This is a genomic window from Flaviaestuariibacter flavus (genome assembly GCF_004337505.1).
Lineage (GTDB): Bacteria > Bacteroidota > Bacteroidia > Chitinophagales > Chitinophagaceae > Flavisolibacter > Flavisolibacter flavus.
Genome location: NZ_SJZI01000050.1, coordinates 216,700 through 243,278, shown reverse-complemented (window position 1 = coordinate 243,278; position 26,579 = coordinate 216,700). Strand labels below are relative to the sequence as shown.

General features: G+C 57.2%; 18 protein-coding genes. 11 read left to right on the top strand and 7 right to left on the bottom strand.

Translation table 11 applies throughout. The annotated features are described in order from the left end of the window. Window positions 1–27 precede the first annotated feature (27 nt). The 3 genes from EPD60_RS15120 to mdh all read left to right on the top strand — a co-directional run bounded on the left by EPD60_RS15120 (window position 28) and on the right by mdh (window position 4,196). On the top strand, window positions 28–2,616 hold the full coding sequence (locus EPD60_RS15120; protein WP_165871566.1) for a BamA/TamA family outer membrane protein: 2,589 nt from the start codon (window positions 28–30) through the stop codon (window positions 2,614–2,616). Between the two features lie 50 nt (window positions 2,617–2,666). Next, window positions 2,667–3,185: a TlpA family protein disulfide reductase gene (locus EPD60_RS15115; protein ID WP_131450352.1), complete on the top strand. Its 519-nt coding sequence runs from the start codon at window positions 2,667–2,669 to the stop codon at window positions 3,183–3,185. 81 nt (window positions 3,186–3,266) lie between these two features. Next, the gene (gene mdh, locus EPD60_RS15110; RefSeq protein WP_131450351.1) at window positions 3,267–4,196 is read left to right on the top strand and encodes a malate dehydrogenase; all 930 of its coding nucleotides are present in this window, start codon (window positions 3,267–3,269) and stop codon (window positions 4,194–4,196) included. A 167-nt stretch (window positions 4,197–4,363) separates the two neighbouring features. Here the strand turns inward: mdh and EPD60_RS15105 are convergent, their stop codons facing one another. Continuing rightward, the gene (locus tag EPD60_RS15105) at window positions 4,364–6,925 is read right to left on the bottom strand and encodes a S8 family peptidase (protein ID WP_165871565.1); all 2,562 of its coding nucleotides are present in this window, start codon (window positions 6,923–6,925) and stop codon (window positions 4,364–4,366) included. Between the two features lie 378 nt (window positions 6,926–7,303). On the opposite strand from EPD60_RS15105, the gene EPD60_RS15100 reads away from it, so the two are divergent. After that, entirely contained in the window at window positions 7,304–8,128 is an 825-nt protein-coding gene (locus EPD60_RS15100; protein ID WP_131450349.1) for a M57 family metalloprotease, read from the top strand. A 227-nt stretch (window positions 8,129–8,355) separates the two neighbouring features. Next, window positions 8,356–9,192 (top strand): M57 family metalloprotease, encoded by an 837-nt coding sequence (locus EPD60_RS15095; RefSeq protein WP_131450348.1) that lies wholly within the window; start codon window positions 8,356–8,358, stop codon window positions 9,190–9,192. 334 nt (window positions 9,193–9,526) lie between these two features. On the opposite strand, the gene EPD60_RS15090 is transcribed toward EPD60_RS15095, so the two are convergent. Further along, window positions 9,527–10,483, bottom strand: a complete 957-nt coding sequence (locus tag EPD60_RS15090; protein ID WP_243647848.1) for a class I SAM-dependent methyltransferase — start codon at window positions 10,481–10,483, stop codon at window positions 9,527–9,529. A gap of 52 nt (window positions 10,484–10,535) precedes the next feature. Between EPD60_RS15090 and EPD60_RS15085 the strand changes: the two genes are divergently transcribed. After that, a complete protein-coding gene (locus EPD60_RS15085) occupies window positions 10,536–11,921 on the top strand; it encodes an exonuclease domain-containing protein (RefSeq protein ID WP_131450347.1) in 1,386 nt (461 codons plus the stop codon). A 243-nt stretch (window positions 11,922–12,164) separates the two neighbouring features. Next, a complete protein-coding gene (locus EPD60_RS15080) occupies window positions 12,165–12,968 on the top strand; it encodes a M57 family metalloprotease (protein ID WP_131450346.1) in 804 nt (267 codons plus the stop codon). Window positions 12,969–13,218: 250 nt separating this feature from the next. On the opposite strand, the gene EPD60_RS15075 is transcribed toward EPD60_RS15080, so the two are convergent. After that, entirely contained in the window at window positions 13,219–13,653 is a 435-nt protein-coding gene (locus EPD60_RS15075) for an acyl-CoA thioesterase (protein ID WP_131450345.1), read from the bottom strand. An 84-nt stretch (window positions 13,654–13,737) separates the two neighbouring features. On the opposite strand from EPD60_RS15075, the gene bamJ reads away from it, so the two are divergent. Next, window positions 13,738–14,472, top strand: coding sequence for a BamJ family beta-barrel-assembly machinery protein (bamJ, locus tag EPD60_RS15070; RefSeq protein WP_131450344.1), 735 nt, complete (start codon window positions 13,738–13,740; stop codon window positions 14,470–14,472). A 78-nt stretch (window positions 14,473–14,550) separates the two neighbouring features. On the opposite strand, the gene EPD60_RS15065 is transcribed toward bamJ, so the two are convergent. The 4 genes from EPD60_RS15065 to EPD60_RS15050 all read right to left on the bottom strand — a co-directional run bounded on the left by EPD60_RS15065 (window position 14,551) and on the right by EPD60_RS15050 (window position 24,084). Continuing rightward, on the bottom strand, window positions 14,551–16,194 hold the full coding sequence (locus EPD60_RS15065) for a T9SS type A sorting domain-containing protein (protein ID WP_131450343.1): 1,644 nt from the start codon (window positions 16,192–16,194) through the stop codon (window positions 14,551–14,553). A gap of 410 nt (window positions 16,195–16,604) precedes the next feature. Further along, a complete protein-coding gene (cmk, locus tag EPD60_RS15060; RefSeq protein WP_131450342.1) occupies window positions 16,605–17,291 on the bottom strand; it encodes a (d)CMP kinase in 687 nt (228 codons plus the stop codon). A 95-nt stretch (window positions 17,292–17,386) separates the two neighbouring features. Further along, window positions 17,387–21,163: a M4 family metallopeptidase gene (locus EPD60_RS15055; protein ID WP_165871564.1), complete on the bottom strand. Its 3,777-nt coding sequence runs from the start codon at window positions 21,161–21,163 to the stop codon at window positions 17,387–17,389. Between the two features lie 392 nt (window positions 21,164–21,555). Beyond that, on the bottom strand, window positions 21,556–24,084 hold the full coding sequence (locus EPD60_RS15050; protein WP_131450340.1) for an ATP-dependent Clp protease ATP-binding subunit: 2,529 nt from the start codon (window positions 24,082–24,084) through the stop codon (window positions 21,556–21,558). Window positions 24,085–24,206: 122 nt separating this feature from the next. On the opposite strand from EPD60_RS15050, the gene EPD60_RS15045 reads away from it, so the two are divergent. From EPD60_RS15045 to EPD60_RS15035, 3 genes are all read left to right on the top strand, one after another. Further along, entirely contained in the window at window positions 24,207–24,590 is a 384-nt protein-coding gene (locus EPD60_RS15045; protein WP_131450339.1) for an STAS domain-containing protein, read from the top strand. After that, window positions 24,590–25,459: a fructosamine kinase family protein gene (locus EPD60_RS15040; RefSeq protein WP_131450338.1), complete on the top strand. Its 870-nt coding sequence runs from the start codon at window positions 24,590–24,592 to the stop codon at window positions 25,457–25,459. Before EPD60_RS15045 ends, EPD60_RS15040 begins: the two co-directional genes overlap by 1 nt. 116 nt (window positions 25,460–25,575) lie before the next feature. Beyond that, a complete protein-coding gene (locus EPD60_RS15035; RefSeq protein WP_131450337.1) occupies window positions 25,576–26,481 on the top strand; it encodes a ribonuclease Z in 906 nt (301 codons plus the stop codon). Window positions 26,482–26,579 lie beyond the last annotated feature (98 nt).

Genomic DNA, 26,579 nt, shown 5'->3' with positions numbered 1-26,579 from the left:
TCATTCTTTTCGGCAGAAACCCGCATTATGACACAAAGCTCAGCCCTGATGGTGCGGAAAACACTTCCGATCCTGGCTCTTCTTGTCTGCGGAACCTTGCATGGGCAACCGACCACGGTAGTGGAGGGACCGGCGGGTAAGCCGCCGCGGGCACGGGTGATTCCCGGCGAAAAATACCGGGCGGGCGGGTTTAAAAAGATCTTCATGGGCCGCCATTACCGCCAGGAGTGGACCACACCGGTTTGGGTGCCGGTGCTCCGGATGGATACACTCGGCGGTCTTTCGGTAGTGGAGGCCGGCGGCGGCAAGCAAACCTTTTCGCTGCGCCTGAGAGACGGCCAGGGCCGCCTGTGGGCGCTACGATCAATTGATAAGGACAACTCCACGGTGCTTCCGAAAATGCTCCGGGGAACATTTATTGACCGGGCCGCGCAGGACATGGTTTCGTGCAGCCACCCCTATGCCGCGCTCACCATCCCGCTGATGGCCCGGGCAGCCGGCGTCTATCACGCAAGCCCCAGGATCCTGCTGGCGCCCGACGACCCGCGCTTCGGCAAGTACCGCTCCCAGGTAGCCGGCCGCCTCTTTATGCTGGAAGAACGCCCCGACGACATGCCCTCCGGTATTGAAAACTTCGGCTATGCGACGACGTTCATTGGTACCGACAAACTGATGGAACTCCTGGCCACTGAGCCCGACCATCGTCACGACCAGGAAGCATATGTGCGGGCCCGGATCTTCGACATGTTCATCGGCGACTGGGACCGGCACGAAAACCAGTGGCGCTGGGCCCGCTTCAAAGAGGGCAGCGAAACCGTTTACCGGCCCATCCCCCGCGACCGCGACCAGGTGTATGCGCTCTTCCAGGGCGTGATCCCCTACCTACTGACACTGCCCGAAGAACTCGAAGTGCTGCAGTCCTTCCAAGGCGATATCAAGAACGTAAAGAAATTTAATTCGTCGGCGCGCTTCATCGACCGGCGGCTGGCCAACGAAGTGCCGCCCGAGCGCTGGACCGCTATCGCCCGGGAGCTCCAGGAGCGGCTCACCGACGCGGTGATCGAGCAGTCGGTGCGGCAGCTGCCGCCGGAAATCTTCGCCGCTTCGGGCGAGACCATTATCAGAAAGCTGAAAAGCCGCCGCGGCCACCTGGTGGCTTACGCCGCGCAATACGGCGCCTACCTGGCGAAGCAGGTAGACGTGCCGGGCACAAAAGGAGCCGACCGCTTCGTAGTGGATAATGACGCGGGCGGGCGCCTGCGGCTGCAGGTTTTCGACGCGGACAACAATGCCGCGAAAAAGCCATACTACCAGCGCAGCTTCGACCCGGCAATGACCAACGAGGTGCGCCTCTACGGCCTCGCCGGCGCCGACGTTTTTGATATCAGGGGCGACCGCGGCGATATCCGGGTGCGCGTCATCGGTAGTCCCGACCGCGACTCGGTGCTGGTTGTCGGCAGCGGGAAAAAAGTCGTGGTCTATGACAACCCGGGCGATGTTCTGCAGGGCGATGGTCACGTGAAATGGCAGCGCTCTTCCGACACGGCCATTAACCGCTACGAGTATAAAGGCTTCCGGGCCAACAGCGGGCACACCATCAAGTTCCCGGGCTACAGCAATCTCCGTGGCGTCTACCTGAACCTGGGTTATATCTACCGCAAGCGAAGCTTCCGCAAGGAGCCGTTCAGCTGGGAGCAGCGCCTCCGTGCCAATTACTCCATCTCGCGCCGCTCCTTCGGCGGCGACTACCGGGGCATCTTCCACGAAGTGGTCGGTAAGTGGAGCCTGCTCCTGGACGGCCGCTACGACCAGGTGCTGAAACATTTTTATTTCGGTGGCGGCAACGAAACGAAGATCGCACCGGGAGTCTCCGACCTCAACTTCTACCGGCTCCTGACCGAAGAAGGTGCGGGGTCGATCCGGCTGGAGCGGGTTATGGGCAAGCATCACCGCCTGGGTTTCGGAGGCGGATATGATATGGTCCGCGTGCTTGGCGACAGCGGCCATTTCAGCGGGAAAGAGCTGCCGCGTACCGCCGCCAATACCTATGACCGGCAGCATTTCGGCAGTGCCAAAGTTTATTACAACTTCCGGGCGGTCAACAATGAAGTCCTTCCCACCAAGGGCTTCAACCTGCAGCTGCTGGCGCGACATACGCAAAACCTCCATCAAAGCGATCGTTCCATCCAGCGTTATGAAGGCACGGCGACGGGCTATTTTCCCTTCTCGCGCGTCATCTCGTTGGTGATCCACGGCGGTGCCGCAAGTGTGCGGGGCAAGCCGGAATTTTACCAGCTACCTACCCTCGGCGGCGGACCGAGCCTGCGCGGCTACAGGCGGGAGCGATTCCGCGGTGAGACGGTGGCCTTCAACCAGAATGAGCTGCGCTTCCTGTGGGACTTCCGCAGCTGGCTCTTCAACGGCAAGGCCGGCCTCGTAGGCTTCTTCGACCAGGGGCGCGCGTGGCAGCCGGGTGAGGAATACAAGACCTGGCATACCGGCTTCGGTGCCGGCATCATGGTGGCGCCCTTCAACATGATGGCCCTTACCATTGCGTATGGCGTCAGTCCCGAAGACCGGGTGCTCAACCTGCGGCTCGGAGCAAAAGTCTTTTGATCCCGGATCCCACATCTTAGATCTGGGATTCCCCCCGGTATCTTTGCGCAATGAAGGTCATACGGATACTCTTTTTCCTGCTGATGCTGACAGGCAGCGCCGCGGCGCAGAACGCCAAGGACTCACTCCCCTACCAGCGTTTCCCGGAGCTGCCGCCGATCCAGCTGCTGCTGGGTGACAGCGTTACCGTCTTTAAAAAAGAGCAACTGCCGAAGAACAAGCCGGTGCTCGTCATCATTTTCAGTCCGGGTTGCAGCCACTGCCAGCACACCGCCGAGGAGCTCGTCAGGCGAAAGGACAGCCTCCCCGATATGCACCTGGTGCTGGCCACTTTTGCGTCGATCGGCGAGATGAACGAATTCCGCACGAAGTACCACACCGACCTGCTTCCCAACACCGTGGTGGGCAAAGACATTTACTTCCTGCTGCCGCCGTTTTTCGGCGTCACGCACCTGCCCTTCCTGGCCTTTTACGATCGCAAGGGTATGCTGGCGGAAACCTTCGAGGGATCGATGCCGGTGCCGCAAATGCTGGAGCGCATACGTGTGCTTGCCAAACGAAAGAAATAGGATCAAAGTCATCAGCCCGACTTTAGGCATACCCTATCTTCGCAGCGCAATTCGATTTCTTACCAAATAAATCATTGATCCATGAAAATTACGGTGGTAGGCGCCGGCGCCGTTGGCGCTACAGTAGCCGACAACATCGCGCGCAAGGAACTCTGCGAAGAACTGGTACTGCTCGACATCAAGGAAGGTCTCGCTGAAGGCAAGGCCCTCGACATGACCCAAACTGCCGCCCTGCTCGGTTTCGACACGCGCATCACCGGCAGCACCAACGACTACAGCAAGACCGCCGGGTCGAGCGTGGTGGTCATCACCTCCGGCATTCCCCGCAAGCCGGGTATGACCCGCGAGGAGCTGATCGGCACCAATGCCAACATCGTAAAGGGTGTTACCGAGAACATCCTGAAGCACTCCCCCGACGCGATCATCATCGTGATCTCGAACCCCATGGATACGATGACGATGCTGGCCCTGCAATCGAGCGGCCTGCCGAAGAACCGCATCATCGGCATGGGCGGCATCCTCGACAGCGCCCGCTTCAAGTGCTACCTGAGCGCAGCGCTCAACTGCTCCCCCAACGACCTCAACGCCATCGTAATCGGCGGCCACGGCGATACCACGATGATCCCCCTCATCCGCTACGCTACCTGGAACTCGGCACCCGTAAGCCAGTTCCTCAGCGAAGAGCAGCAGCAGAAGGTTGTGTCCGACACCATGGTGGGCGGCGCCACCCTCACCAAGCTGATCGGTACTTCGGCCTGGTATGCTCCCGGCGCAGCCGGCGCAGCGCTGGTAGAAAGCATCGTGCGCGACCAGAAGCGGCTCTTCGCCTGCTGCGTATCGCTCAACGGTGAATACGGTCAGAACGATATCTGCCTCGGCGTACCGGTGATCATCGGCAAAAATGGCTGGGAGCAGATCGTTGACTACAAGCTCAATGCTGACGAGCAGGCTCTTTTCAACAAGAGCTCGGACGCCGTGCGCAGCATGAATGACGTGCTGAAGACTTTGTAAGGAGAAGAAGGTTCTTCACCGCAAAGGAAAGAAGTTAAAAGAGCGTTCCACTAAGAATACAATTGAAAAGGTCCCGCCAAAAGCGGGACCTTTTACATATCAACTTTGCGTATCGACTTCTTTTCTTATTCTCTTCGCGGTTCCAAAACTTATTCGACATCGCCTTCTTAAAGCACCACCAACTTCTGTGTCTTCACCAGCCCGCTTTCACTCAGCACCCGCACCACGTAGACACCTGCGGGAAGCGACAGCGCCGGGATCGGGCTGTTGAGGGCGTCCAGCCGACGGGTGAATAGTACGCGGCCCGTTGCATCCACCACCTGCAGCGAATACCTGCCCGCCTCATTGGCCAGTACATTCACCGGCTTGCCTGCGGGCGCAGGGTTGGGGAACAGCAATACCGGTGCGCCGGGGAAATAGTAGACCGGCACCGGCTCGCTGAACACATCGGCACCATTGGACAGCCGGATCCGCAGGCGATACCAGTTGATGCCTTCGTGGAGACTGCTGTCTGCAAGCAGGAAAGAAGTAGTGGCAGGAGTGACCGTTTGCACATCCACATAGCCGCCCGCGCGTAAGGCCTGCAGGCTTACCGTGCCTACGTTGAGCAGCGTACCGATGCCCACGGTAAACTCCACACGGCTCCCGTTCTGGGCGCTCAGGAAGAAGTTGCGGAAGTAGCACTCCACTCCCTGGGCATCATATTTAAGCGTGAAGCTGCGCAGTCCTGCCCTGCCGCCAACCACCGGCGCCACCGCGTAATACAATGACGGGTGCTCGCTTTTACGCAACAGGGCGAAGGTATCCGTAGTAGTACGGAACGCACCGAGGTAGCGATCGCCCAGCTCATACAACTGGTAGCTTCCTGCCGGGAGGTGGTCCCACAACAACAGGAACGAATCAGCACAATTGAAACCGGTACGCAGCGATGGCGCCCGGCTCAGCACGACGCTGTCGGAAATAACATCGGGAAGCCCCGCGCTCCGCAGCCGCAGGCGCAGGATGGCAAAGGTGTCGGGCGCCTGCCAGGCAAGGGCGCGCGCCGAAAGATCGGCGGTGGCCGTAACCGGCAGCCACGCACCGCCATTCAGGCTGTAATCAATAGCAGCCGTTCCGTTGCGATTGCCCAGCCAGCGGAGCACATTGCGGTCGCCGGCGCGGGGCACATCGGGTGCCACCGGGTAGGTCCATTCGAAGCGGTCGGCCGTATCGAGTTGCCAGGCTATTGCAAAAGGCTGGGTGCCGGACACGCGGGAGCCGGCAACCTCCAGCGTATACATTCCTGCTGCCGGGTTGTCGACCGTTATCTGTTCGTTGTTGTTGAGGCTGTCGGTACCGCGCTGGGCGGGCTGTTGCAGGTCGGCAGGTGCCGGCTGCAGCACCCAGGGCGTCCAGCTGCTCCCGCTGGAAGGATGCCGCAGTGTCGCGTCGAGGTTGTTCACCAGCGCGCGCGGTGCGTTGGCGGCCGCAGCCGGGTCGGTCCACGAAAGCGTGATCTTCAACTGACGGATGCCGGCGGGAACCGGAATATTCAGCGTGCGCAGGTTGCCTGCCTGCAGCGAATCGATAAGGAAGCGTCCCTCGCTTACCGTACGCAGGGCATCGAGCGCGTTCAGCGCGCCGTAGCCGAAAGAATAATCGGGATGAGGGTTGCCGGCATCGGTGGCGCTGTTGATAAGTGCGGCGCGCACGAGCGCCGAAGGCGGAAGCTGGCCCGCAGCGCGGCGATAGGCCTGCTGCACCAGTGTCGCCGCACCGGATACAAGCGCCGAAGCCCCGGAACTGCCGTCTTGCCCAAAAGCAACCAGTTCGGGCTTGATACGACCATCATAAGCCGGCCCGCGGGAAGACGCAGACTCCAGGTTGTCGAGCGAATCGGTGGCCCCTGCAGTCAGGATATTTTTCGCCATTTTGAAATTCCCGGTAAGGTTCGATACCGGCAGTCCGGAATAGGTACCCGACGTGGCATTTGAAGTACCCGAGTTGCCGGCGGAGAAAACAAACAACAATGCCGGGTTATTGCGGGCCGCGGCATCATATGCGGCCGCTTCCACGCCGTAAAAGTTTTCAATCAACGTGCCGTAGGAATGGTTCTGCACCGTAATGGCCCGGTTGCGGTAGAAGCTGTCGGGCTCCGGAAGCAGGGAAGAAAAGGACACCGAGCCCAGCAGTGCCGCCGGGGCTACCCCAAGCGCATAGGGAGAAGAATTGCCGGCACCCGCCAGGATGGTTGCCATAATAGAGGCGTGCGCCGTAACATTCGACGAAGCAAGAGGCGTGGTAAAAATGCGTCCCCTGAGGTCGATATCGCTGGTGTCGAAGGATTGCTCCTTGAGAGTTGCGCGGATCGAATCGCCCTGCAGTGACGGGTACCGGCAGTGTACCGTATTAATACGGTTTAGTGTCAGGTCGAGAAAGCCCGTTGTGAGCTCCGGGCGGGGCAGCAGCACCTCCTGGGCGAAAACAAAGCGATCATCTTCAAGCAGGCGCAGCAGCCCGGCACGGGTGATGCGAAGTTCCCAGGCACGCGCAGGCGCATACTGCCGCAGTACCCGGCCTGCCGGGGGCTGGCTCTCATCGCGCCACTGCAACATAAGGTGCAGGGTGTCGGGAAGGTTTCCGCGGGCCATCTTTTCACCCAGCTCAGGTGAAAGCAGTGCTTCTTTTTTCTGCGCACCCGCCGCAAAAGCAGTCAGCAGGAACAGGAACAAAATGAAAGCTCGGATCATGATTAAGGATTGACTACGAAGTTGCGCTTTCCCGGCCTTGCACGAGCAGGAAGCGTAAAAAAGTTCGCTTTCCCGGTGCCGGCTGTACGGAACGAAATGCATTTAGCTGTGACAAACGACCAGGATTGGTACACGATGGAACTTCGCGTTTTTGTGAACTGCAACGGGCACCTCATCCGGTAAATGATTTCCACTATTTTTTTTGAGCCTGTCTTTTAGTTAGCCTTTTTTAATTACCCATAAACTTCAGAGCCGGAGCAGGAATCTTAAACTTAAATGCAACATCGTGTTAAAAATTTATTAACGTATAAAAACGATGAATCTCTATCTTGGAAATCTCTTAACCCAAAAAACTTTTTTTAAACACACACAAAAAGTATGAAGCGAATCAGCACCCCGATCCTGTTGGCGGCCCTGGCCTCCGTATCTCTCTTCTCTTGTAAGAAGCAGTCTAAGGAAGACGTGTCTGCGATCAACACCGAAACGCTCAACCAGATTCAGCGTCTCGGCTTCAGCACAGATGGCGTACAGCGCACTGCCAACGGTTACCTGGTGGAAGGCGACATCCTGTTGCGTGAAAGCGACCTGGGTGCGAACCCGACTTCGCCCAACATGGTGATTGCACAGGAAGAGCAGTACCGCACCTTCAACCTCGTAAGTGCCACGAAGCACCCGACGATCAAGATCGCCCTCAACAACAGCTCCGCCGCCCACGAGGCTGCCTTCTCGGCCGCCCTCGACGAAGCTGTGCGCCGCTACAATGCCGAAGGCCTCACGATCAACTTCCAGCGCGTAACAACGGGCGCGGACATTACGATCGTAGCTTTCTACGAGGTGAGCAACACGCTCGGTTCCTCTGGCTTCCCCAACGCCACCGGCGACCCGTACAACGAGGTAAAAATGAATACCTACTGGTACAACACCGGCACCGATGCCACCAATACCAACTACATCGCTACCATCATCTCGCATGAAGTGGGTCATTGCATCGGCTATCGCCACACGGATTACTTCAACCGTGCGTACAGCTGCGGTGGCCGCAAGTCGAACGAAGGCCAGGCTACGACAGGCGTAGGTGCCGTTCAGATTCCCGGTACTCCCTCCGGCGCCGACCCGAACTCGTGGATGCTTGCCTGTATCGGCTCGAACGTAAACCGTCCGTTCAATGCCAACGACAAGATCGCACTGTCGTACGTTTATTAATTTTTTCCCTGCACATGAGACGGGAGCCGCCCATCCGGGCGGCTCTTTTTTTATCCTTTATCGTAAATATACGGTCATCCGTAAGGCCCGCCCAGCGTACTTCTGCGCGATTTTACCGCAACTTTAAACTTGAGTGCAACGGTGTTGCTAAAAGCAGTTGCGCGTTAACGTAAGTCCTCACTATTTTGTATCTGATAATTTTTTCACCCTTTAAACCCCTCACACACATGAAACGTTTTGCATTGCCGCTGGCTATCGCCGGCATCCTGTCGCTCACTTTTTCTGCCTGTAAGAAAGACACAAAAGCCCCGCAGGAGGAAACATCGGCAGCCGCGGTGTCCGACGCGGTTCGCGCCCAGATCCGCACGCTCGGTTTTAATGACCAGAATGTGCAGGCAACGGCCGATGGCTATCTTGTGGAAGGCGACATCCTGCTGACCGCTGCCGACCTCCAGGCTGGTATGCCTTCGAGCCCCGAGCTGGTATACGCGCAGGAAGAACACTACCGCACCAACAACCTGGTAAACACCAGCACCTATCCCACCATCAAGGTTGCGCTCAACAACAGCTCGGCTGCGCACCAGGCCGTGTTCTCGGCGGCGCTCGACGAAGCAATCCGCCGTTACAATGCAGAAAGCCTCACCGTGAAGTTCCAGCGCGTAACCAGCGGTGCCAACACCACGGTGGTTGCGTACTACGAAGTCAGCAACACGCTGGGTTCCTCGGGCTTCCCCACCAGCAGCGGTGCTCCCTACAGCCAGGTGAAGATGAACACGTATTGGTACAGCACCGGCACCGGCAGCAGCAACATCAACTACATCGCCACCATTATGGCGCATGAGCTGGGTCACTGCATCGGCTTCCGCCATACCGACTACATGAACCGCGCCTATAGCTGCGGCGGCACCGCCACCAACGAAGGTTCGGCTGGCGTAGGCGCCGTATACATTCCCGGCACCCCCAGCGGCGCGAGCGCGGGTTCCTGGATGCTGGCCTGCGTAGGAAGTGGCGTCAACCGCCCCTTCACCACCGCCGACCGCACAGCGCTTACCTACGTTTATTGATTTTACAAGGGCTACACCCTCAAACCATAGCCCCGCCGTTTGGCGGGGCTTTTTCATTTTACTAATGCAAAGAAACGTATCGAGGTTTTCGTCTATGAAAAAGCAGGTTTCGTCGAAGCCCGGCAGTAAAAGGCGGTTTGCCGCACAGTTCTTGCTAATGCAGAGCTGTTCGCCGCCTCGTAAAAAAATCCATATCCCGCCACCGTCCGACACCAAAATCCAATCCCTATGAAGGCCGGGTCCGTCCTGCTAACCACGCCAATCCAATGTCCGGCCGATCCCGTTCCGACAAATGAAGATCTGTGAAAAGCCAGGCCTCCCTCGGGAGGCCTTTTTATTTTTCGAAGTAAAAGCAGTACCGGTTAAGCTTGCCGGCAAAATCAAAGGGCGTCGTTGCCTTCGTGATATCGCGGAGCACAGTAGCGCCTTTGATGTGTTCGGCATCGAGTTCGAAGCGCGTGTAGTTGGTGCTGAAGTAAAGCATCCCTCCGGGGCGCAGCAGCCGCAGGCAATCGTTGATCATCGCCACGTGATCGCGCTGTACGTCGAGTATATCGTCCATGCGCTTGCTGTTGCTGAAGGTGGGCGGGTCGAGTACGATGAGATCATAGCTTTCCGGTGTTCCATCGCGTAAAAAACGAAGGGCGTCGGCATGGATGGCCTCGTGGGCCGCGCCGGCGTCGGGAAAGTTGAGGGCAACGTTGCGCCCGGTCCAGGCGAGGTAGGTTTTCGACAGGTCCACCGAATGCACGCGCCGCGCGCCGCCGGCAAGCGCGTAAACCGAAAAAGAGCCGGTATAGCAAAAGAGGTTCAGTACGTCTTTTCCCGCCGCGCGCTCGCGAACCAGGCCGCGTGTGCTGCGGTGGTCGAGGAAAAGGCCGGTGTCGAGGTAATCACTCAGGTTTACGATAAAGGACAGGCCGCCTTCCTGGACGACAAATTCACTTTTGCGTTCATCGAGCTTCTGGTATTGCCCCTGGCGTCCTTCCTTGCGTTGGCGCGTCTTCACCCAGATGTTCTCCACCGGCACCCCGGTAATATCGTGCATCACCTCCAGGCAGCTTTGCAGCCAGCCGGTATGGGCAGCATCGTCGAAGCCGTGGCGCCGCTTGTATTCCGAAACGTAAAGCTGGTCGCCATAACGCTCAATGATAAACGGCGCCTCCGGCAGATCGTGATCGTAAATGCGGTAGCAGCTCACTCCCTGGCGCGCCGCCTGCTTCCCGATATGCCGGTAAACCTTCTGCAGGCGGTTGCGGAACATTAAAACTTTGTCAAAGGGTTGCTGCATTGCTAAATTTTTTAGACCTTCGTTGTCCTTTCAAGCGCCAAAAATAGGGAACGTGGAGTATGCGATCGTGGACATTGAGACAACAGGCGGCTATGCCGCCGGCAATGGGATCATCGAGATCGCCATCCGCGTTTTCGACGGGCTAAGCGTCATTGACAGCTACGAAACGCTGGTGAATCCCGGCCAGGTGATCCCCCGCTACATCCAGGGGCTCACGGGCATCGACGACGAGATGGTGCGCAACGCACCCTACTTTGACGATGTGGCCGAAGACGTGTTCCGCTTCCTCGACGGGCGGGTATTCGTGGCGCACAATGTCAACTTTGATTATTCATTCGTGAAGAGCCACCTGGCGCAGGCCGGCTATTCGCTGAACGTGAAAAAGCTGTGTACCGTCCGCCTGGCACGGCAGATCGTACCAGGCTTTCCTTCCTACAGCCTCGGCAACCTGTGCCACTCGCTGGGCATACCGCTGCTGAACCATCACCGCGCCGGAGGCGACGCCGCGGCCACGGTCACCCTTTTTACACACCTGCTGGAAAAGGATACGTCCGGTTTTATCGACAAGAGTCTCAAGAAAAACTCAAAAGAACAGGTGCTGCCCCCGCATGTGCCCAAAGACGATTTCTTGGCACTCCCCTCCTGCCCGGGTGTTTATTATTTTCACGACAACAAAGGGAAGGTGGTGTATGTGGGCAAGGCCAAGAACCTCCGCAGCCGTGTGAACAGCCACTTCAGCAATAACTCCGATAGCCGGCAGAAACAGAACTTTCTCCGCTCGGTTTACCGTATCACCTTCCAGCCTGCCGCCACCGAGCTCATGGCGGCCATTCTTGAATCGACCGAGATCCGCCGCCTGTGGCCAGCCTTTAATAACGCCCAGAAAAAGCCGGAAGACACTTTCGGCATCTTCACCTATGAAGACCAGGCCGGCTATATGCGCCTGGCCATTGAAAAACGCCGCCGCAACTCGCATCCCATCCATACGTTTCATTACCAGGTAGACGGTCATGGAATTATCCGACGGCTTATGCGCGACCACCAGCTCTGCCCGAAGCTTTGCTTTATGCAGACCGACAACGATGCCTGCCAGGGAATTGCGGAAGCACATTGCCATGGTGCCTGTGAAAAGAAGGAAGCTCCGCTTGCCTACAACAACCGGGTGCGTGCGGCCATCAACGCACTGACGAGCCGGCCTTCTTACATTATAGTCGACGACGGCATGAACGAAGAAGAAAGCTCCTGCATCCTGGTGTTGCAGGGTGCGTTTTACGGCATGGGCTACCTGCCGAAGCACCTGCAGCTTTTCAGCGTTGAAACAATAAAGGAATATCTCCAGCCTTACAAAGACAACAGCACGATACGCAGCCTGCTCAACAGCTATACCGTGCATTACCCGCAGCATGTACAGGTGCTGGAACAGGGGGCTGAGCATTAAGAAACGATTAGGAAACGGTTGCTGAAAAGCCTTCAGCCCGGCACTAGTACTTCTACGGGAAAGGGCTAACTCCCACGCATGAGCGCACGCAGCTCTGCCTTAGGCTCCCGCTCACACATTATAATCAGGCATAATACCTTTTTCACCGACCTTAGAGGGGCAGTTAACGATATCGGAAAAGGTGCGGCTCAAGGTCAGACTATCTTCGGACTCGAAACAACAACCTACCTAAAACCGTTAACCATGTCAAACGCCCTTTTTACCAAGCCGTCTGTTCTTGCCTTCGCAGCCCTCATTGCAATTGCTGCACCGTCCTGCAAAAAGTCTGATGTTGCCGCTCCCGCGGAATCCAGTGTAGCAACTCCTGCCGCCCCTGCCCAGGTAAGTAATGATGAAGTACGTACGCTTACGGCCTTCGTCGCGACGAGCACTGGTGAAAACAATGTTACCTGGGATGCCGCTGCCGGCCACTTCGTGATCGACAACGATGCCGCCATGAGCCTGGAAGATGCCCGCGGCTACTATGCCCAGCGCACCCAGGGTGCCCAGACCGAGCACCGTCGTTCTTACTACGCCGTTGCACCTACCAAGGCTCCGTATGTAAAAGTTTATGCTGACGCTACGGTTCCCGCTGTTTGGGTAGCTGCGCTCGATAAGGCGATCGCCAACTGGAACGCCGCAGGCAGCAAGCTGCAGATCACCCGCGTAAGCGCTAACACTACCGGCGCCGTGGCGGTGAAAGGCATCAACAACGGTGGCAATGGCGTGATCGCTACCACTTACTATCCCGATTACAACAGCAACCCCGGCAAGAGCTGCACCATCAATACTTATTATAACTACCTGAGCGCCGGCCAGCAGGTGTTCGCCATCACTCACGAACTGGGTCACGCCTTTGGCTTTGGTCATACCAACAGCACCTACGGTACCCTCGTTGCGGGCACGCCCAACACCGATGGTCAGTCCATCATGAACTCGGTATGCCTTACCTGGAGCGCTTTCACGACGTACGATCTGCTTGCGATCCGCACGGTTTACCCGCGCTAATGTTTTTGCCAAACACTCCTATTCAATGGACAGCCCCTGCCTCTGCAGGGGCTTTTTTGACCTCACCCCGTCCCCTCTCCGGGAGGAGCGGGGTGACTCCCGGGAATATTTCTTACAGTTTCGAACCCTATTCTGTTTGATCCGAACATTCAAAGAGCGGGTGCCGGTGGCATCCGCTCTTTGCTTCGATATTCGATATTCCTTGTTCGCTATTCGATATTCCACTCCCCTCACCTCCGGAAGAAGGGCTTTATTGCCACTCAAACCCCTCCGCCTTCGGCATGCTTTCAAAGATATGGTGCACATTTTCCGGCGGGGTACAGAGCTTGCGGTGGCGCACATCCATCCAGGCACCGTCGACGATGAGGGTGGCGGCCAGGGTATCGCCGTTCTTGATGATCTCGTGGCGGAAGCTCCAGCGCGAGAAGTCGCGGCGGCCGCGCCAGAGCGCCAGGTTGATGATCACGCTGTCGTTGGGGCGGATCTCGCGGCGAAAGGTGCACTCCTCGCGAAAGAGTATGGGCCCGATACCAAGCTGCTGCATGAGGGCATAATCGAGACCGTGCTCATTTAAGAATTCGACGCGGCAATACGCGCCCCAGTCGTAATACACCGAATGACGCAGGTGAAAATTGGGATCGAGGTCGGACCAGCGAACCTGCAGCTGGCGGCTGAATGATGACATAGCTTGAATTGAATGTGCTAAATTAGCTCCCTGCACCTGCCGGAGTTGGCCGGAGCCCTTATTTTTGTCAACTAAACATTACGCATGAAAAAGATCTTCCTGGCCGCCGCCCTGGTGGCTTCCGCCCCGGGCTTCGCCCAGAAAAAGCCGGCCGCAAAGCCCGCTGTCAAGCCGGCTTCCAAGCCTTCGCCCGCCGCTTCGCTTAAAACGTCTACCGATTCCGTATCGTATGCCATCGGCATCAACGTGGCCAGCTTCTACAAGCAGCAGGGACTCTCCGATCTCAACCCGGTGCTTGTTGCCAAGGCCATCAACGATATCATGAAGGGCAATACGCCGCAACTGAACGAATACCAGGCCAACAACGCACTTATGAATTTCATGAACAAAGCGCAGGCGGCCCAGCAAAAAGAAAAAGCTGCTAAAGCAGGCCCGACAGTAGCCGCCGGTGAAAAGTTTCTTGCCGAAAACGCAAAGAAGCCCGGCGTTAAAACAACGGCCTCGGGACTTCAGTACGAAGTACTGAAAGAAGGCAGCGGCCCCAGGCCCACCGCCACCGACCAGGTAGTGGCGCACTATGCCGGCACCCTCATCGATGGTACCAAATTCGACAACTCCTACGACCGTGGTCAGCCCATCACCATCGGCCTCAACCAGGTGATCAAAGGCTGGACGGAAGGCCTGCAGCTGATGAACGTAGGCTCCAAGTATCGCTTCTTCATCCCCTACCAGCTTGGCTATGGCATGCAGGAAGCAGGTGCTATCCCGGCCGGCTCCGCGCTCATCTTCGAAGTAGAGCTGCTCGAGATCAAGAAATAACAAGTACTTTTTTAATGTAAAAGGCATCCAGACGCTTCGGTCCGGATGCCTTTTTTGTTTTCATAGGGGTAATATCCTTTAATGCGAGCTGACCACAAGGCGCTCGTTCTCCTGGGAGCCGTCACGCTGATCGATGATCTTCACCGAATAAACACCCGGGGTCAGGTTGCTTAGCTGCAGGTTCTGTGTGCTCACACTGCGCCACTGACGGATTACGCGGCCCGACATATCGGTTACCAGCACATCGCGCAGGCCGTCAACATTGGCAAACTGGAGGTTGGCCGTTCCGTTGGAAGGATTGGGATAGAGCAGTACCCGGGCGCCCTGACCCTGGCTACGTACGCTGCGGATGTCGCTGTACTTGAAGCGGCCATCTATGTCCACCTGCTGGAGCCGATACATAGTCACGCCGCCGGAGAGGTTCAGATCGGTATGGCTGTAGTGCAGCGTGCCGGTGCTGTTGCCGCCGTTGGCCGCGCTCGGGATGAAGGTGATCGTCTGCCAGTCACCGTTGCCCTGCTTACGCTGCACGTTGAAGCCACGGTTATTGATCTCTGTAGCAGTGGTCCAGTTGAGAAGCACGTTGTTGCCACTGCGGCTGGCGGTGAAGGATTGCAGCGTCACCGGGAGTATAATCGCCGCGGGGCAGTTGAGCGGGATCACGAGGTCATTGCAGCTGCCTTTTGCATCGAAGATGAAAATGAAGTCTTCCTGTCCACGCTGGTGGTGAATCAAGCGGGCCGGTGCGTTGGCATTGCCGTCGCGGAAGGTACCGATCAGCACGTCGCCGGCATCGATAAACTGGCTGCCGTTGGCGTCATAATACACGTACACTTTAACGGGGAACAGCCGGTTGGAGCCTGCAATGATATCGTAGGAAATGGTTGTATCGTTGAGACATTCGGTATTGACCTCGAGTGGTGCGATGGTGCCGCCATTGCCGTTGCCGTTGCCATTACCGCCACCGTTCGTACGGATATTCTCCTGGCCGGGCGTGTGCTCGCTGGGGCTCGATGCTTTTTCCCAATGACCGTTGGATCCGCATCCTTCCGGAACGCGGTAATAACCGTTGTCGGTGCCGGCTTCGGGAATCACGTAGCCAAAGAGGCTGTCTTCTTCATTGTTGATGTTGGCAAAGTCGTAGCTGAAGGCACCGCAGCCACCCGTTGCAGCGAGTTGCCCGAGCTCGGTGATATAGTTCGGTACGGTGATCGAGTTGTTGGAGCCCAGGAATGCATCCACCAGCTCGCTTCCTTTAAACAGGAATACGCCATAGACGCCGCTGTTGCCGTTGCTGTTGCCCTGCGACTTCAGGAAGATATCGTAGTAAGGCGCGCCCGAATTGTTTACAGTGAGGCTACCGTTTGAAAATACATAACGGGTAATGTTGCCGGCGTTCCAGCTGAAGTCAGAATGGGCGCTCCCGTTCTGGTACTGGAAAGTGGGCGTCGAAGTGGATGCGGTAACGAATCCGCCAGGTGCTACATCGATCGAAGGAAAATTGATTTTGTAAAAGCCGCGCTCGCCCTGGCCGTTTTTGAAATAGGTGATGAGCGAATAGCAAGCGGTGTTCTCTGTAACCGGGCTCAGGTTTTTCACTTCGAAAAACTCCTGGTGTCCCTGGTTGTTGTTCGGGCGAACATAGAGTTCATTCAGTACAAGTTGGCCGTAGGAAAGTGAAGCGCAGGCGATGCCCGCGAAAAAGAGTAAAATCTTTTTCATGTGAAGTTGTTTTCAGGTTAGCGAAAGTTGTTAGCGTCAACAGGCTTCACAGGATACGGACGGTCATCCCGACAGCGGGCGCACAAGGCACGCGCCATCGGTCAGCACCGAAACGGGTCGATAGGGATTGGAATAAAGAATTCGTTCTTTACCGGAGGGAAAGGTTTGGATAGCACAAGCCTTAATGGGCTTTACTTTTTGCGGGATCGGGGGGAGGTTAGGCAGGGCAGGTAATGCCGCTGTCTTTTTGAAGGAGTAGGGCCAGGTTGGCGAGGTAGGTTAGCGATTCTGCCAGGTTAATAGTTATACGTTAAAATGCGTGCCAAACTTTAAACAAAAGCGCCCGTAGTAATACGGGCGCGCTAAAAAATATTTTCTTTTATCGTTACGATGGGCAACAGCCCGGCCGCTTATACTGCAGCAGTAACCGCTTTTTCTATAAGTGAAAGAGCCTGGCGGAACTGCTGCTCTTCGGTGAGGTTGGTATTGTCGAGCACAATCGCATCTTCGGCCTGGCGCAGCGGGCTTACCTCGCGGTGCGAATCGATATAGTCGCGCATCTCCAGGTTTGATTTCACCTCCTCCAGGCTGACGTTCGGGTTCTTCTCATACAGCTCGCGGAAGCGGCGCTCCACGCGCACGGCGTTGTCGGCCGTCATGAAGATCTTCAGTTCCGCGTGCGGGAACACCACCGTGCCGATATCGCGGCCATCCATGATGATGCCTTTGCTGCGCCCCATCTGCTGCTGCTGGGCTACGGCAAAGGAGCGCACCTCCTTGATTGCAGCTACCTCACTTACTTTTTCGGCTACCACCAGGTCGCGGATCACGTATTCCACGTTCTCTCCATTGAGGTACATTTCCGATTGGCCGCTCTTGGCATTCGGAACGAACTCCAGCGTGATATTTCCCAGCGCCTCCGCCACCTGGGGCTCGTCGGTCCAGTCGATGTGGTTGCGCAGGAAATAAAGAGTGATGGCCCGGTACATGGCGCCGCTGTCAACATAGATATAACCCAGCTTGCGCGCCAGTTGCTTGGCGAGGGTGCTCTTGCCGCAAGACGACCAGCCGTCGATAGTAACAATGATCTTCTTCATATGAACGGGGCAAATTTGGGAACAATGCGGCGAACGGTCAAAAAAAAGGCTGCCGCCCGATGGCGACAGCCTTTGCTATGAAAAAGAGCCGACTCTTACTGCTTCAGGTAGCCCTGCGTATTCAGCGACTGACCGTCGGCACCGCGCACGCGGATGCGGTAGTTGCCGCCGGCGGCTTTGCCCAGGTCAACCGTAATGCGGTTGCGGCCCGCCAGCAAGCTCTCCTGCTGCGCGCCCAGCACCTGGCCTACGCTGTTCACCACTTCCACCACCACGCGGGTTGCGGCCGGTGACGTCACATCGAGGATAGTAGTGCCACGGCCGGGGTTCGGGTACAGGGGCGCAAAGCTCCAGCCCGCAACCGGCTCATCCTTCGCGGTGGTACTGCGGGTGCGCAGCAGCGAAGTCACCGGTCCGCCCAGCGCGAAGGAGCCGACGAGGTACATATTCGAGCTGATGGTGTAGGAAGCACCCACACCCGGAATTGGGGTATACACCGCGTTATAAGCCGTCGTATTGTTATAAGAGGCTTGCAGGTAATTGCCCACATTGGCCTGGTATACTTTGAAGTTGGCGCGGCTGATGCCGGTGTTCTGCTCGAGGCTGAGCAGCTGCTGCTCCGTGAAGTAGAAGGTCACAGTGTTCGACACGCGATAGGCCGTTACCGGCTCGATGCGTACAATCTTATCCGAAACCTTGATGAGGCTGCCGCCGCCCTGGTAGAGATTGAACGTGCCGTTGCCGGTCTTCTCCAGGTAGGCCGTGGTGCAACCGTAGTCGCGGGTGGAGTTGTTGGAAGCGCGCACGATGAGATCACCATCCTGGATGCTATAGAAGTAGGCATCCTGTCCCGGGAGCAGCGTTTCGCGGCCCGGCTGATTGATTTCACTCTCCAGGCGGCGCGGCGTACCGGTCACACTCAGGTTATCGATCGTTACCGACCCCGGTCCGCCGGCATTGCCGTCGTTCACCCAACGGAAGGCCAGGTAGAACTGCTTGTTGGCAAGGTTGGGCGGCAGGTTGGCCGTAAAGGTTCCGGAGGCCGGCTGCACGGAGGCAAAGCGGTTGAACGCACCGGTGTTGAGCTCCACGAAGTTGACACCATCGAGCGAGTAGGCAACCGCCATGTAATCGAATACGGGGGCGCCTTCGAGGTTGGTGGGATCGGCATTCTGCACATCCACTTCGCCCTGCACCTCGTAGTCAAACTGGATCTTCAGCTGGCTGAGGCCGCGCGAATCGAGCAGCGGCGATTTTATCAGGGTCTGGCTTTCGCTGTTGCTGTTGTAAGTGCCACCCGGGAACACCGTACCGGTGAGTCCTTCCCTGCCGGTGATAGCGAGCTTATTGGAGAAAATCCCCCACTGGTTTTTCCCGAAAGCCATCGGGTCGGCGCTGCCTTCCGCCACCTCGAGCACTTCGCTCCATCCCGAAGGATCGTCGAAGCCATCGGCACGTGTAAAGGTCTCGCTGAGCAGCGAGCGCTGCCCCTCCCCGATCACAGGCACCACATCATCATCAATGAGGGTAATAGTGAAGGACGAATTCACAGGCGAGGTGCCTGCATTCGTTACACTGATATTTAAGATGATGGTTTCATCGGGCTCCACCACCGCATCGTTCTTCACGGTCACTACGAAATTCTGGCGCGAGATACCGGTACCGCTGTTCGTCAGCGAAGTGGTATTCACGGTATAGTCGGTGCCGTTGATGGCGGTGCCGCGCGTTGTAAGGGTAGCTGTACCACCTGCGGGCAGCAGCACCGGCACTTCGAAGGTACGGGTGGCATAACAGCCACTGGTATCGGCTGCTTCCAGCAGGGAAGCTCCGTTTTTCGAAATGAAGCCATAGGTGATGATGCAGGGCTTCACGAAAGCGTCGCCTACACCCACGGCATACCAGGCATTGGTTACCGACTCTACAAGGTTGCTGCAGGGATCGTTGGAAAGTACGGTGGCGGCTTCGATGGAAGCGGCGCGGGCTTCCGCATACGTAGCCGTGGAGCTCAGCATCGTTTCCATCAGGAAGGTTACCTGCTCGGCAAGGTCGAAACCGATGCCGTTCACCCGGTAGCTCTTACCAAGGTCGTTGCGTTCGTCATCGCTGTCGGCCATATAGTATTGGCTGGGTGTCATCCCCGCCGGGCGCGTGCCGTTCAGCGAGCCGGCCGTCATCAGGAAGAACCAGTGGTTCAGCACGCCGCTGTTGGTGTGCACGCCGCATTGGTCGTTGGCCAGGTTGGGCGCGCAGTTGGGCTCTTGCCAGTTGGTGCCGCCATAAGTATCGGGATTGCCCTGCGCCTTCGGGTTATCCATGCGGCGCAGCGGGCTGTTTTCATCGGCGCCGATCTGCTCGCCGATATAAAAAGGACGATAAGCGGACGGCGGAACGGTGCTGCCGCTACGCGTCATGGCAAAGTGCTCGATACAGGCGGCCCAGATATCACTGAGCGCCTCGTTCATAGCCCCCGACTCACCCTGGTATACAAGGTCGGAAGTGGAGGAACAAACGGCGTGACCGATTTCGTGCCCGCACACGTCGAGCGAGGTCAGGGCTTTGAAGCCGCCGGCGAGCGGGCCGGAGCCATCACCGTAAGTCATCACAGAGCCGTTCCAGAAGGCGTTGTCGTAGGCCGGACCGTAGTGTATGAATGACCGGATACGGGCATTCTTGTTGTCGTAGCTGAGGCGGTTGTGCTTCGCCAGCCAGTAGTCGTACACCACGCTGGCACCCCAATGGGCATCCCAGGCGATGTCGTCGTTTTCTGCCTCGAAGGCACCGCCCTCGCTTTGCGAACGGTGGTGCTCCCACACGTTCCAGACGTTATCAATGTCGGTGAAGCTCTTTCCCTGCAGGTAGAGCTGCGGCACCGACAGCGGGAGGCCGCCAACGCCGTTCATGTCGTAGGTTTCGATACCATTGCCGCGGGTATCGTCGATCAATACATAGGTAGCACTACCCGGAACATACACTTCGTTTGTGGGGTGGCTGCTGGTGATGGGCAAACCGAGTACAGGATCATTGCCGCTGATGCGTTTCGTCCTGATCACCTGCTGACCGGCGTAACGCGTCTGCACCGTGGCGCTTACCGAAGTTGAAGGCGGGTTGCCGTCGAAGTGCTTGATGATTTTGTCAACCAGCAGCGTGCGGCCGTCCAGCGCATCGATATACACCCACGCGCGGCTCACCGGCTCGGCGGCGTAGAGGTTGAACTTCCATGCGAGACGCGGCACTGCTTTCTTACGGTTGTTGAAATCGTTGACGATCACGAGCTCGCCCTTGGGAAGGTATTCGAGGCGCTCCTGCTCCAGCGCTGCGCGCAGGTTACGGTCGTTGGCTTGCGCCATCTTATCGCTCACATCTTCCCAGGCCCAGCGGCGGGCGCCGATCCTGGCTTTAGCGCGGCCGAGTGCGGTAGCCTCGTCGAGCGCGGGCGTTACCGGCAGGCTGGCGGGCACATCGTACCAGGCGCCGTTGAAGAAACGGGCTGTGCCGTTTTTCATCAATGCCTTGAAGCCGGCGCGATCTACCTTGATGCCTTTATAGTATTGCTGGTATTCGAGCACCTCCAGGCTATTGCCAACCTGCTGTACGTTGGCGGGGCGGAGTTCATCCTGGCCGCTGCGCACCGAAAGGTATTTACCGAGTGCCGAAGCCACGTAGTCGCGGCCATAACCTTCGCCGGCGCGCAGCACGATCAGCGACGGCGTTTCTCGTTCCGGCGACAGTGCCATGCGCGCCACCTTCGGGTCGCCGAGCACAGCCTTTCGGGCCGCATCGGCGCGGGTGCTTTCCTGCGCGGTTGCCGTTCCGGCAATCGATACAAAAGCAAGCAGGCCCATCAGCCTGCGGGCGGGTAACCTTTTAATCATAAGGTTTCTGGTTTTTATGTGTGTGAAAAGGGATGACGAGCGTCTGCAACAGATCATCCGGCGGGCATCGCCGATAAACGATTGGGACAGTTGTAAGAAGTTAAGGGTCAAAAACAGATGCGATTGTCTTGTTTAAAAATCTCAGCAACAAATACGCCAGTTCGTTAACAAACTCTTAACGATGACCCTGTTTATACGGGCGTAAAACAGGAGACGGATTGAAGTTTTTTGAGAAATTCCGGGCGTTAATTGGAAGACCTTATCCCTACTTAGCCGGTAGACTTCTTTGTGTTTAAAAAACACATTTCAACGCAGGCGGTATTACGGATGAGTACCGGGCAAAAAAAATCCCATCTTTCGATGGGATTTCAAATCTATAAAAGGGATACCGCTTAGGCTTTCGTCTCTTCCTCCTTGGCGCTTTCCTTCAGCGTGAAGGTCAGCTTTCCGTTGGGTTCGTCGAGATCGGCCTGCAGCACGTCACCGTTCTTGATGTTCATGTTGAGGATCTCCTCGGCCAGCGGGTCTTCCAGGTATTTCTGGATGGCGCGGTGCAACGGGCGGGCACCGAACTGCTGGTCGTAACCCTTATCAGCGATAAAGGATTTCGCCGCCTCGGTAAGCTCCAGGGAGAAGCCGAGGTTTTGCAGACGCTTCATCACACCCTTCATCAGGATATCGATGATCTGGAAGATATTGTCCTTCGTGAGCGAGTTGAAAATAATCACATCGTCAATACGGTTGAGGAACTCGGGCGAGAAGGTACGCTTCAGCGCTTTCTCGATCACCGCCTTCGAAGCCTCGTCGGCATTGTCGATACGGGCCTGGGTGGCGAAACCAACTCCTTCACCGAAGTCCTTCAGCTGGCGTACGCCGATGTTGGACGTCATGATGATCATGGTGTTCTTGAAGTCTACCTTGCGGCCGAGACCATCGGTGAGCTGTCCGTCGTCGAGCACCTGCAGCAGGATATTGTAGATATCCGGGTGGGCCTTCTCGATCTCGTCGAGCAGGATCACGCTGTAGGGCTTGCGGCGTACGCGCTCCGTAAGCTGGCCACCTTCTTCGTAGCCAACGTACCCGGGAGGTGCACCGATAAGGCGCGACACGGTGAACTTCTCCATGTATTCCGACATGTCGATGCGGATCAGCGCATCTTCGGAGTCGAACATATGACGGGCGAGGGCGCGGGCGAGCTCGGTTTTACCAACACCGGTGGGACCCAGGAAGATGAAGGTACCGATCGGCTTCTTCGGATCTTTCAGACCAACGCGGTTGCGCTGGATGGCTTTCACCACCTTCAGGATCGCTTCGTCCTGCCCGATCACCATGCCTTTCATCTCGTCGGCCATCTTGCGCAGCTTCTGCGTTTCGGCTTCCACCATACGCTTCACCGGGATGCCGGTCATCATCGAGATCACCTCGGCGATCTCTTCTTCACCGATGGGGTAGCGCTTGTGCTTGGATTCCTCCTCCCACTGTGCTTTGGCCTTTTCGAGTTCTTCACCGAGGCGTTTCTCCGTGTCGCGGAGGGCGGCGGCCTCTTCGAACTTCTGGCTCTTCACCACGCGGTTCTTTTCTACCTTGATGTCTTCGATCTTCTGCTCGAGGTCGAGGATGTTCTGCGGCACGTTGATGTTCTTCAGGTGCACGCGGGCGCCAACCTCGTCCATCACATCGATGGCCTTGTCGGGCAGCAGGCGGTCGGTGATGTAGCGGTCGCTGAGCTTCACGCAGGCATCGATGGCCGCATCGTCGTAGTTGACATTGTGGTAGTCTTCGTACTTCGACTTGATATTGTTGAGGATCTTGATCGTGTCTTCCACGCTCGGGGGATCCACCATTACTTTCTGGAATCGGCGGTCGAGGGCACCGTCTTTCTCGATGTACATGCGGTACTCGTCGAGGGTGGAGGCGCCGATGCACTGGAGCTCACCGCGGGCGAGGGCCGGCTTGAAGATGTTGGAGGCGTCGAGCGAACCCGAGGCACCGCCGGCACCCACGATGGTGTGGATCTCGTCGATGAACAGGATCACGTCGCGGTTCTTCTCCAGCTCGTTCATGATGGCCTTCATGCGCTCCTCAAACTGGCCGCGGTACTTGGTACCGGCCACGAGGGCGGCGAGGTCGAGGGAGATGACGCGCTTGTCGAACAGCACGCGGCTCACCTTGCGCTGCACGATGCGGAGGGCGAGGCCTTCCACGATGGCGGTCTTACCCACACCGGGCTCACCGATAAGGATGGGGTTGTTTTTCTTGCGACGCGACAGGATCTGCGACACCCGCTCGATCTCCTTCTCGCGGCCCACGATCGGGTCGAGGGTGCCGCTTTCGGCGAGCTTGGTAATGTCGCGACCGAAGTTGTCGAGCACCGGCGTCTTGCTCTTGGCGGCAGCGCCGCCGCGAGACTTGGAGCCGGAGAATTTCTTTTCGTCGTCGAAGTCGTCGTCGTTTTCTTCCTGGTACTCTGCCCGGACATCGTTCGATTTTACAATGCCGAGTTCCTGCCTGAATAATTCGTAGTCCACGTCAAACTGATTTAGGATTTGTGTAGCAATGTTTTCCTTGTTCTTGAGGATCGACAGCATGAGGTGCTCGGTTTCGACTGTGGGGCTTTTGAGGGCCTTGGCTTCAAGGACCGTCACCCGGATCACTTTCTCGGCCTGTTTGGTCAGCGGCAAGCTGTTTATGTTGGCAATGTTTTTACCAGTTTTATCCTTGACGGCCAGCTCCACTTCTTTGCGCAACTCATAGAGGTCGACGCTGAAACTCTTCAAGATTCGTACCGCGGTGTTGTCTCCTTCGCGGATGAGTCCCAGAAGCAGGTGCTCCGTTCCAATAAAATCATTCCCTAAACGCAATGCCTCCTCCCGACTGAACGAGATGATCTCTTTAACCTGCGAGGAGAAATTATTGTCCATTTGATTGATTAAGCGTGTTTAGATTAAGCTCCTTACAATAATAACGTAATAACGAATATTTTTACCGAGGGTTTATCCTCTGTTTTGTTAATTAAATATCCGCGTATCACCAGCTATTCCGTATGGAAGTCAAAACTAGTACCAAAGAGAAATTTACTGTCATATCTGGTCTTCCGGATCAATTATCGGCAACAATGACAGAAGAATTGTGCCGCCAACTGACAAGCTACCTCGAGGCCCCGCTGAAGAACATCGTGCTGAACATGGAAGGCGTCTCGGATATCGACGAAGTGGCTGCCGAAAAGCTGGTGCGGATGCAGCAGGAGTTTTACGAGCGCGGCGCCTCCTTCGTGGCCTGCTGTATGCCTCCCACGCTGGAGACAAAGCTCGATGACTACGACCTCCTGGAGCTGATGAACGTCACCCCCTCCGAAAGCGAGGCCTGGGACATCGTTCAGATGGAAGAGATCGAACGGGAGCTGCTGGACGATGAACCCGATGCCTGATGCGATCGGAGCTGTACCATTGGCAACCTGTCTGGGACCGGCTCGGTATAGGGCTCGGTTCTGCACACCCCGTCGGTGGCGGCAGCATTAATGCCACCGCCAAGCTGCGCTTCGTAAATGGAACGACCCTTTTCTGCAAGGAGAATTCTGCGCTAAAATTTCCCCAATTGCTGAGTACGGAATCGGCTGGCCTGAAATTAATAGCAGAGGCTCAGCTCATCCGCACACCGGCCGTTGTGGATCAATGGGAAACGGCGGAGCGCCAGTACCTCCTGCTCGAGTGGATCGAGGAAGGAACACCCGATGATGCCTACTGGGAGCGCTTCGGTGCCGCCCTTGCGGCCCTCCACCAACGGAGCGCCCCCGCCTTCGGCTCGGTGCCGGATAATTATATGGGCGCCGTACCACAAAGCAACCGGCCGACCGGCGACTGGAACCGGTTTTTCCTCGAAGAGCGCCTCCTGTCGGTGGCTGCCCGCTGCCGGGAAAAGGGCCTGCTCGACAGCCGCCATTCCGACGCCGTCGCGGCGCTCGAAAAACGGCTGCCTTCGGTATTCGGCAGCCCCGCTCCTTCCCTGCTGCACGGCGACCTTTGGAGCGGTAACCTGCTCTGCGCCGGCAACGGCGACCCGGTGCTGATCGACCCCGCCGTTTATTACGGGCACCCCGCCGTCGACCTCGGCATGACCACGCTTTTCGGGGGCTTCGCCGACCGCTTTTACCAGGCCTACCAGGAGGCCGCGCCCCTGCCACCGAACCACCGGGAGCAATGGGAGCTTGCCAACCTTTACCCGCTGCTGGTGCACCTGTACCTGTTCGGGCGCTCCTACCTCGGCGCAATCGAAGAGACACTACGAATCTATTCGTAAATCGTCAATCGTGAGTGCCGGCACCGATCCTGAAATGTCAGTCGGGTTCAATTACCAAGTAACCAATTGACTGATAGCCCACTTACCCATTTTACTTTTTCCTATTTTTACGACCTATGCTTTCGGTGACGATCCTTGGTAATAATTCGGCAGTTCCGGCTTTCAACCGCCACCCTACGAGCCAGGTGGTTACACAGGACGGCACCAATTTTCTTGTTGACTGCGGCGAGGGTACGCAGATCCAGATGATCCGCTACAAGATCCGTCGCGGCAAGATCACCCATATCTTCATCTCGCACCTGCACGGCGATCACTACTTCGGGCTTGTGGGCCTGATCAACTCCTTCAACCTGCTGTCGCACAAGCAGGAGCTGCACATCTTCGGCCCGGCGCCCCTGAAGGCGATCATCGAAACGCAGCTGAAGGTGGCCGACTCGGTGCTTTGCTACCCGCTTCATTTTCATACGCTGGCCGGCCCCGGTATCCTGGTAGATAACGACAAGATCCGCATCAGCGCTTTCCCCGTTACGCACCGCATCGAAACCTATGGTTTTCTTTTCGAGGAAAAGCAAGGGAAGCGCAAGCTGCTGATTGAGCAGGTGCGCAAGTTCAAGATCCCGGTTTCCTTTTACAGCTCGCTGCAGGCCGGCCTCGACTACATCACGCCGCGCGGCGAGGTGATCAGGAATGAGCGGATGACGGCACCGCCCGAGCCGGGCAAGTGCTACGCCTTCTGCGCCGACACAAAGTATGATGAGAACATCATCCCCTACATACAGGGATGCGATATGATTTACCACGAAACGACCTACCTCGACAACATGCGCGACAAGGCCGAACTCCGCTTTCACAGCACCACGCGGCAAGCCGCCGAGATCGCGCGCAAAGCCCGCGTGCGCAAGCTGCTCATCGGGCACTTCAGCTCCAAGTACGCCGTGCTCGACCAGTTCCAGGTAGAGGCGCGGGAAGTATTTCCCAATACGGATCTGGCAATTGAAGGGAATACGTACGAGGTACATTGACATCACCCAGACCTCACCCCCGGCCCCTTTCCGGGACGGAGAGGGGTGTCTCTGTTGTACATTCATTTCGGTTTGTTGCTTTCTGCTGATTGAACTTC

Coding starts and splice junctions, on each gene's coding strand:
- EPD60_RS15120 (WP_165871566.1), top strand. CDS start 28: ATGACACAAAGCTCAGCCCTGATGGTGCGGAAAACACTTCCGATCCTG.
- EPD60_RS15040 (WP_131450338.1), top strand. CDS start 24,590: ATGCGATCGGAGCTGTACCATTGGCAACCTGTCTGGGACCGGCTCGGT.
- EPD60_RS15080 (WP_131450346.1), top strand. CDS start 12,165: ATGTCAAACGCCCTTTTTACCAAGCCGTCTGTTCTTGCCTTCGCAGCC.
- EPD60_RS15095 (WP_131450348.1), top strand. CDS start 8,356: ATGAAACGTTTTGCATTGCCGCTGGCTATCGCCGGCATCCTGTCGCTC.
- cmk (WP_131450342.1), bottom strand. CDS start 17,291: ATGAAGAAGATCATTGTTACTATCGACGGCTGGTCGTCTTGCGGCAAG.
- EPD60_RS15105 (WP_165871565.1), bottom strand. CDS start 6,925: ATGATCCGAGCTTTCATTTTGTTCCTGTTCCTGCTGACTGCTTTTGCG.
- EPD60_RS15055 (WP_165871564.1), bottom strand. CDS start 21,163: ATGATTAAAAGGTTACCCGCCCGCAGGCTGATGGGCCTGCTTGCTTTT.
- EPD60_RS15050 (WP_131450340.1), bottom strand. CDS start 24,084: ATGGACAATAATTTCTCCTCGCAGGTTAAAGAGATCATCTCGTTCAGT.
- EPD60_RS15035 (WP_131450337.1), top strand. CDS start 25,576: ATGCTTTCGGTGACGATCCTTGGTAATAATTCGGCAGTTCCGGCTTTC.
- EPD60_RS15115 (WP_131450352.1), top strand. CDS start 2,667: ATGAAGGTCATACGGATACTCTTTTTCCTGCTGATGCTGACAGGCAGC.
- EPD60_RS15045 (WP_131450339.1), top strand. CDS start 24,207: ATGGAAGTCAAAACTAGTACCAAAGAGAAATTTACTGTCATATCTGGT.
- mdh (WP_131450351.1), top strand. CDS start 3,267: ATGAAAATTACGGTGGTAGGCGCCGGCGCCGTTGGCGCTACAGTAGCC.
- EPD60_RS15075 (WP_131450345.1), bottom strand. CDS start 13,653: ATGTCATCATTCAGCCGCCAGCTGCAGGTTCGCTGGTCCGACCTCGAT.
- EPD60_RS15100 (WP_131450349.1), top strand. CDS start 7,304: ATGAAGCGAATCAGCACCCCGATCCTGTTGGCGGCCCTGGCCTCCGTA.
- bamJ (WP_131450344.1), top strand. CDS start 13,738: ATGAAAAAGATCTTCCTGGCCGCCGCCCTGGTGGCTTCCGCCCCGGGC.
- EPD60_RS15090 (WP_243647848.1), bottom strand. CDS start 10,483: ATGCAGCAACCCTTTGACAAAGTTTTAATGTTCCGCAACCGCCTGCAG.
- EPD60_RS15065 (WP_131450343.1), bottom strand. CDS start 16,194: ATGAAAAAGATTTTACTCTTTTTCGCGGGCATCGCCTGCGCTTCACTT.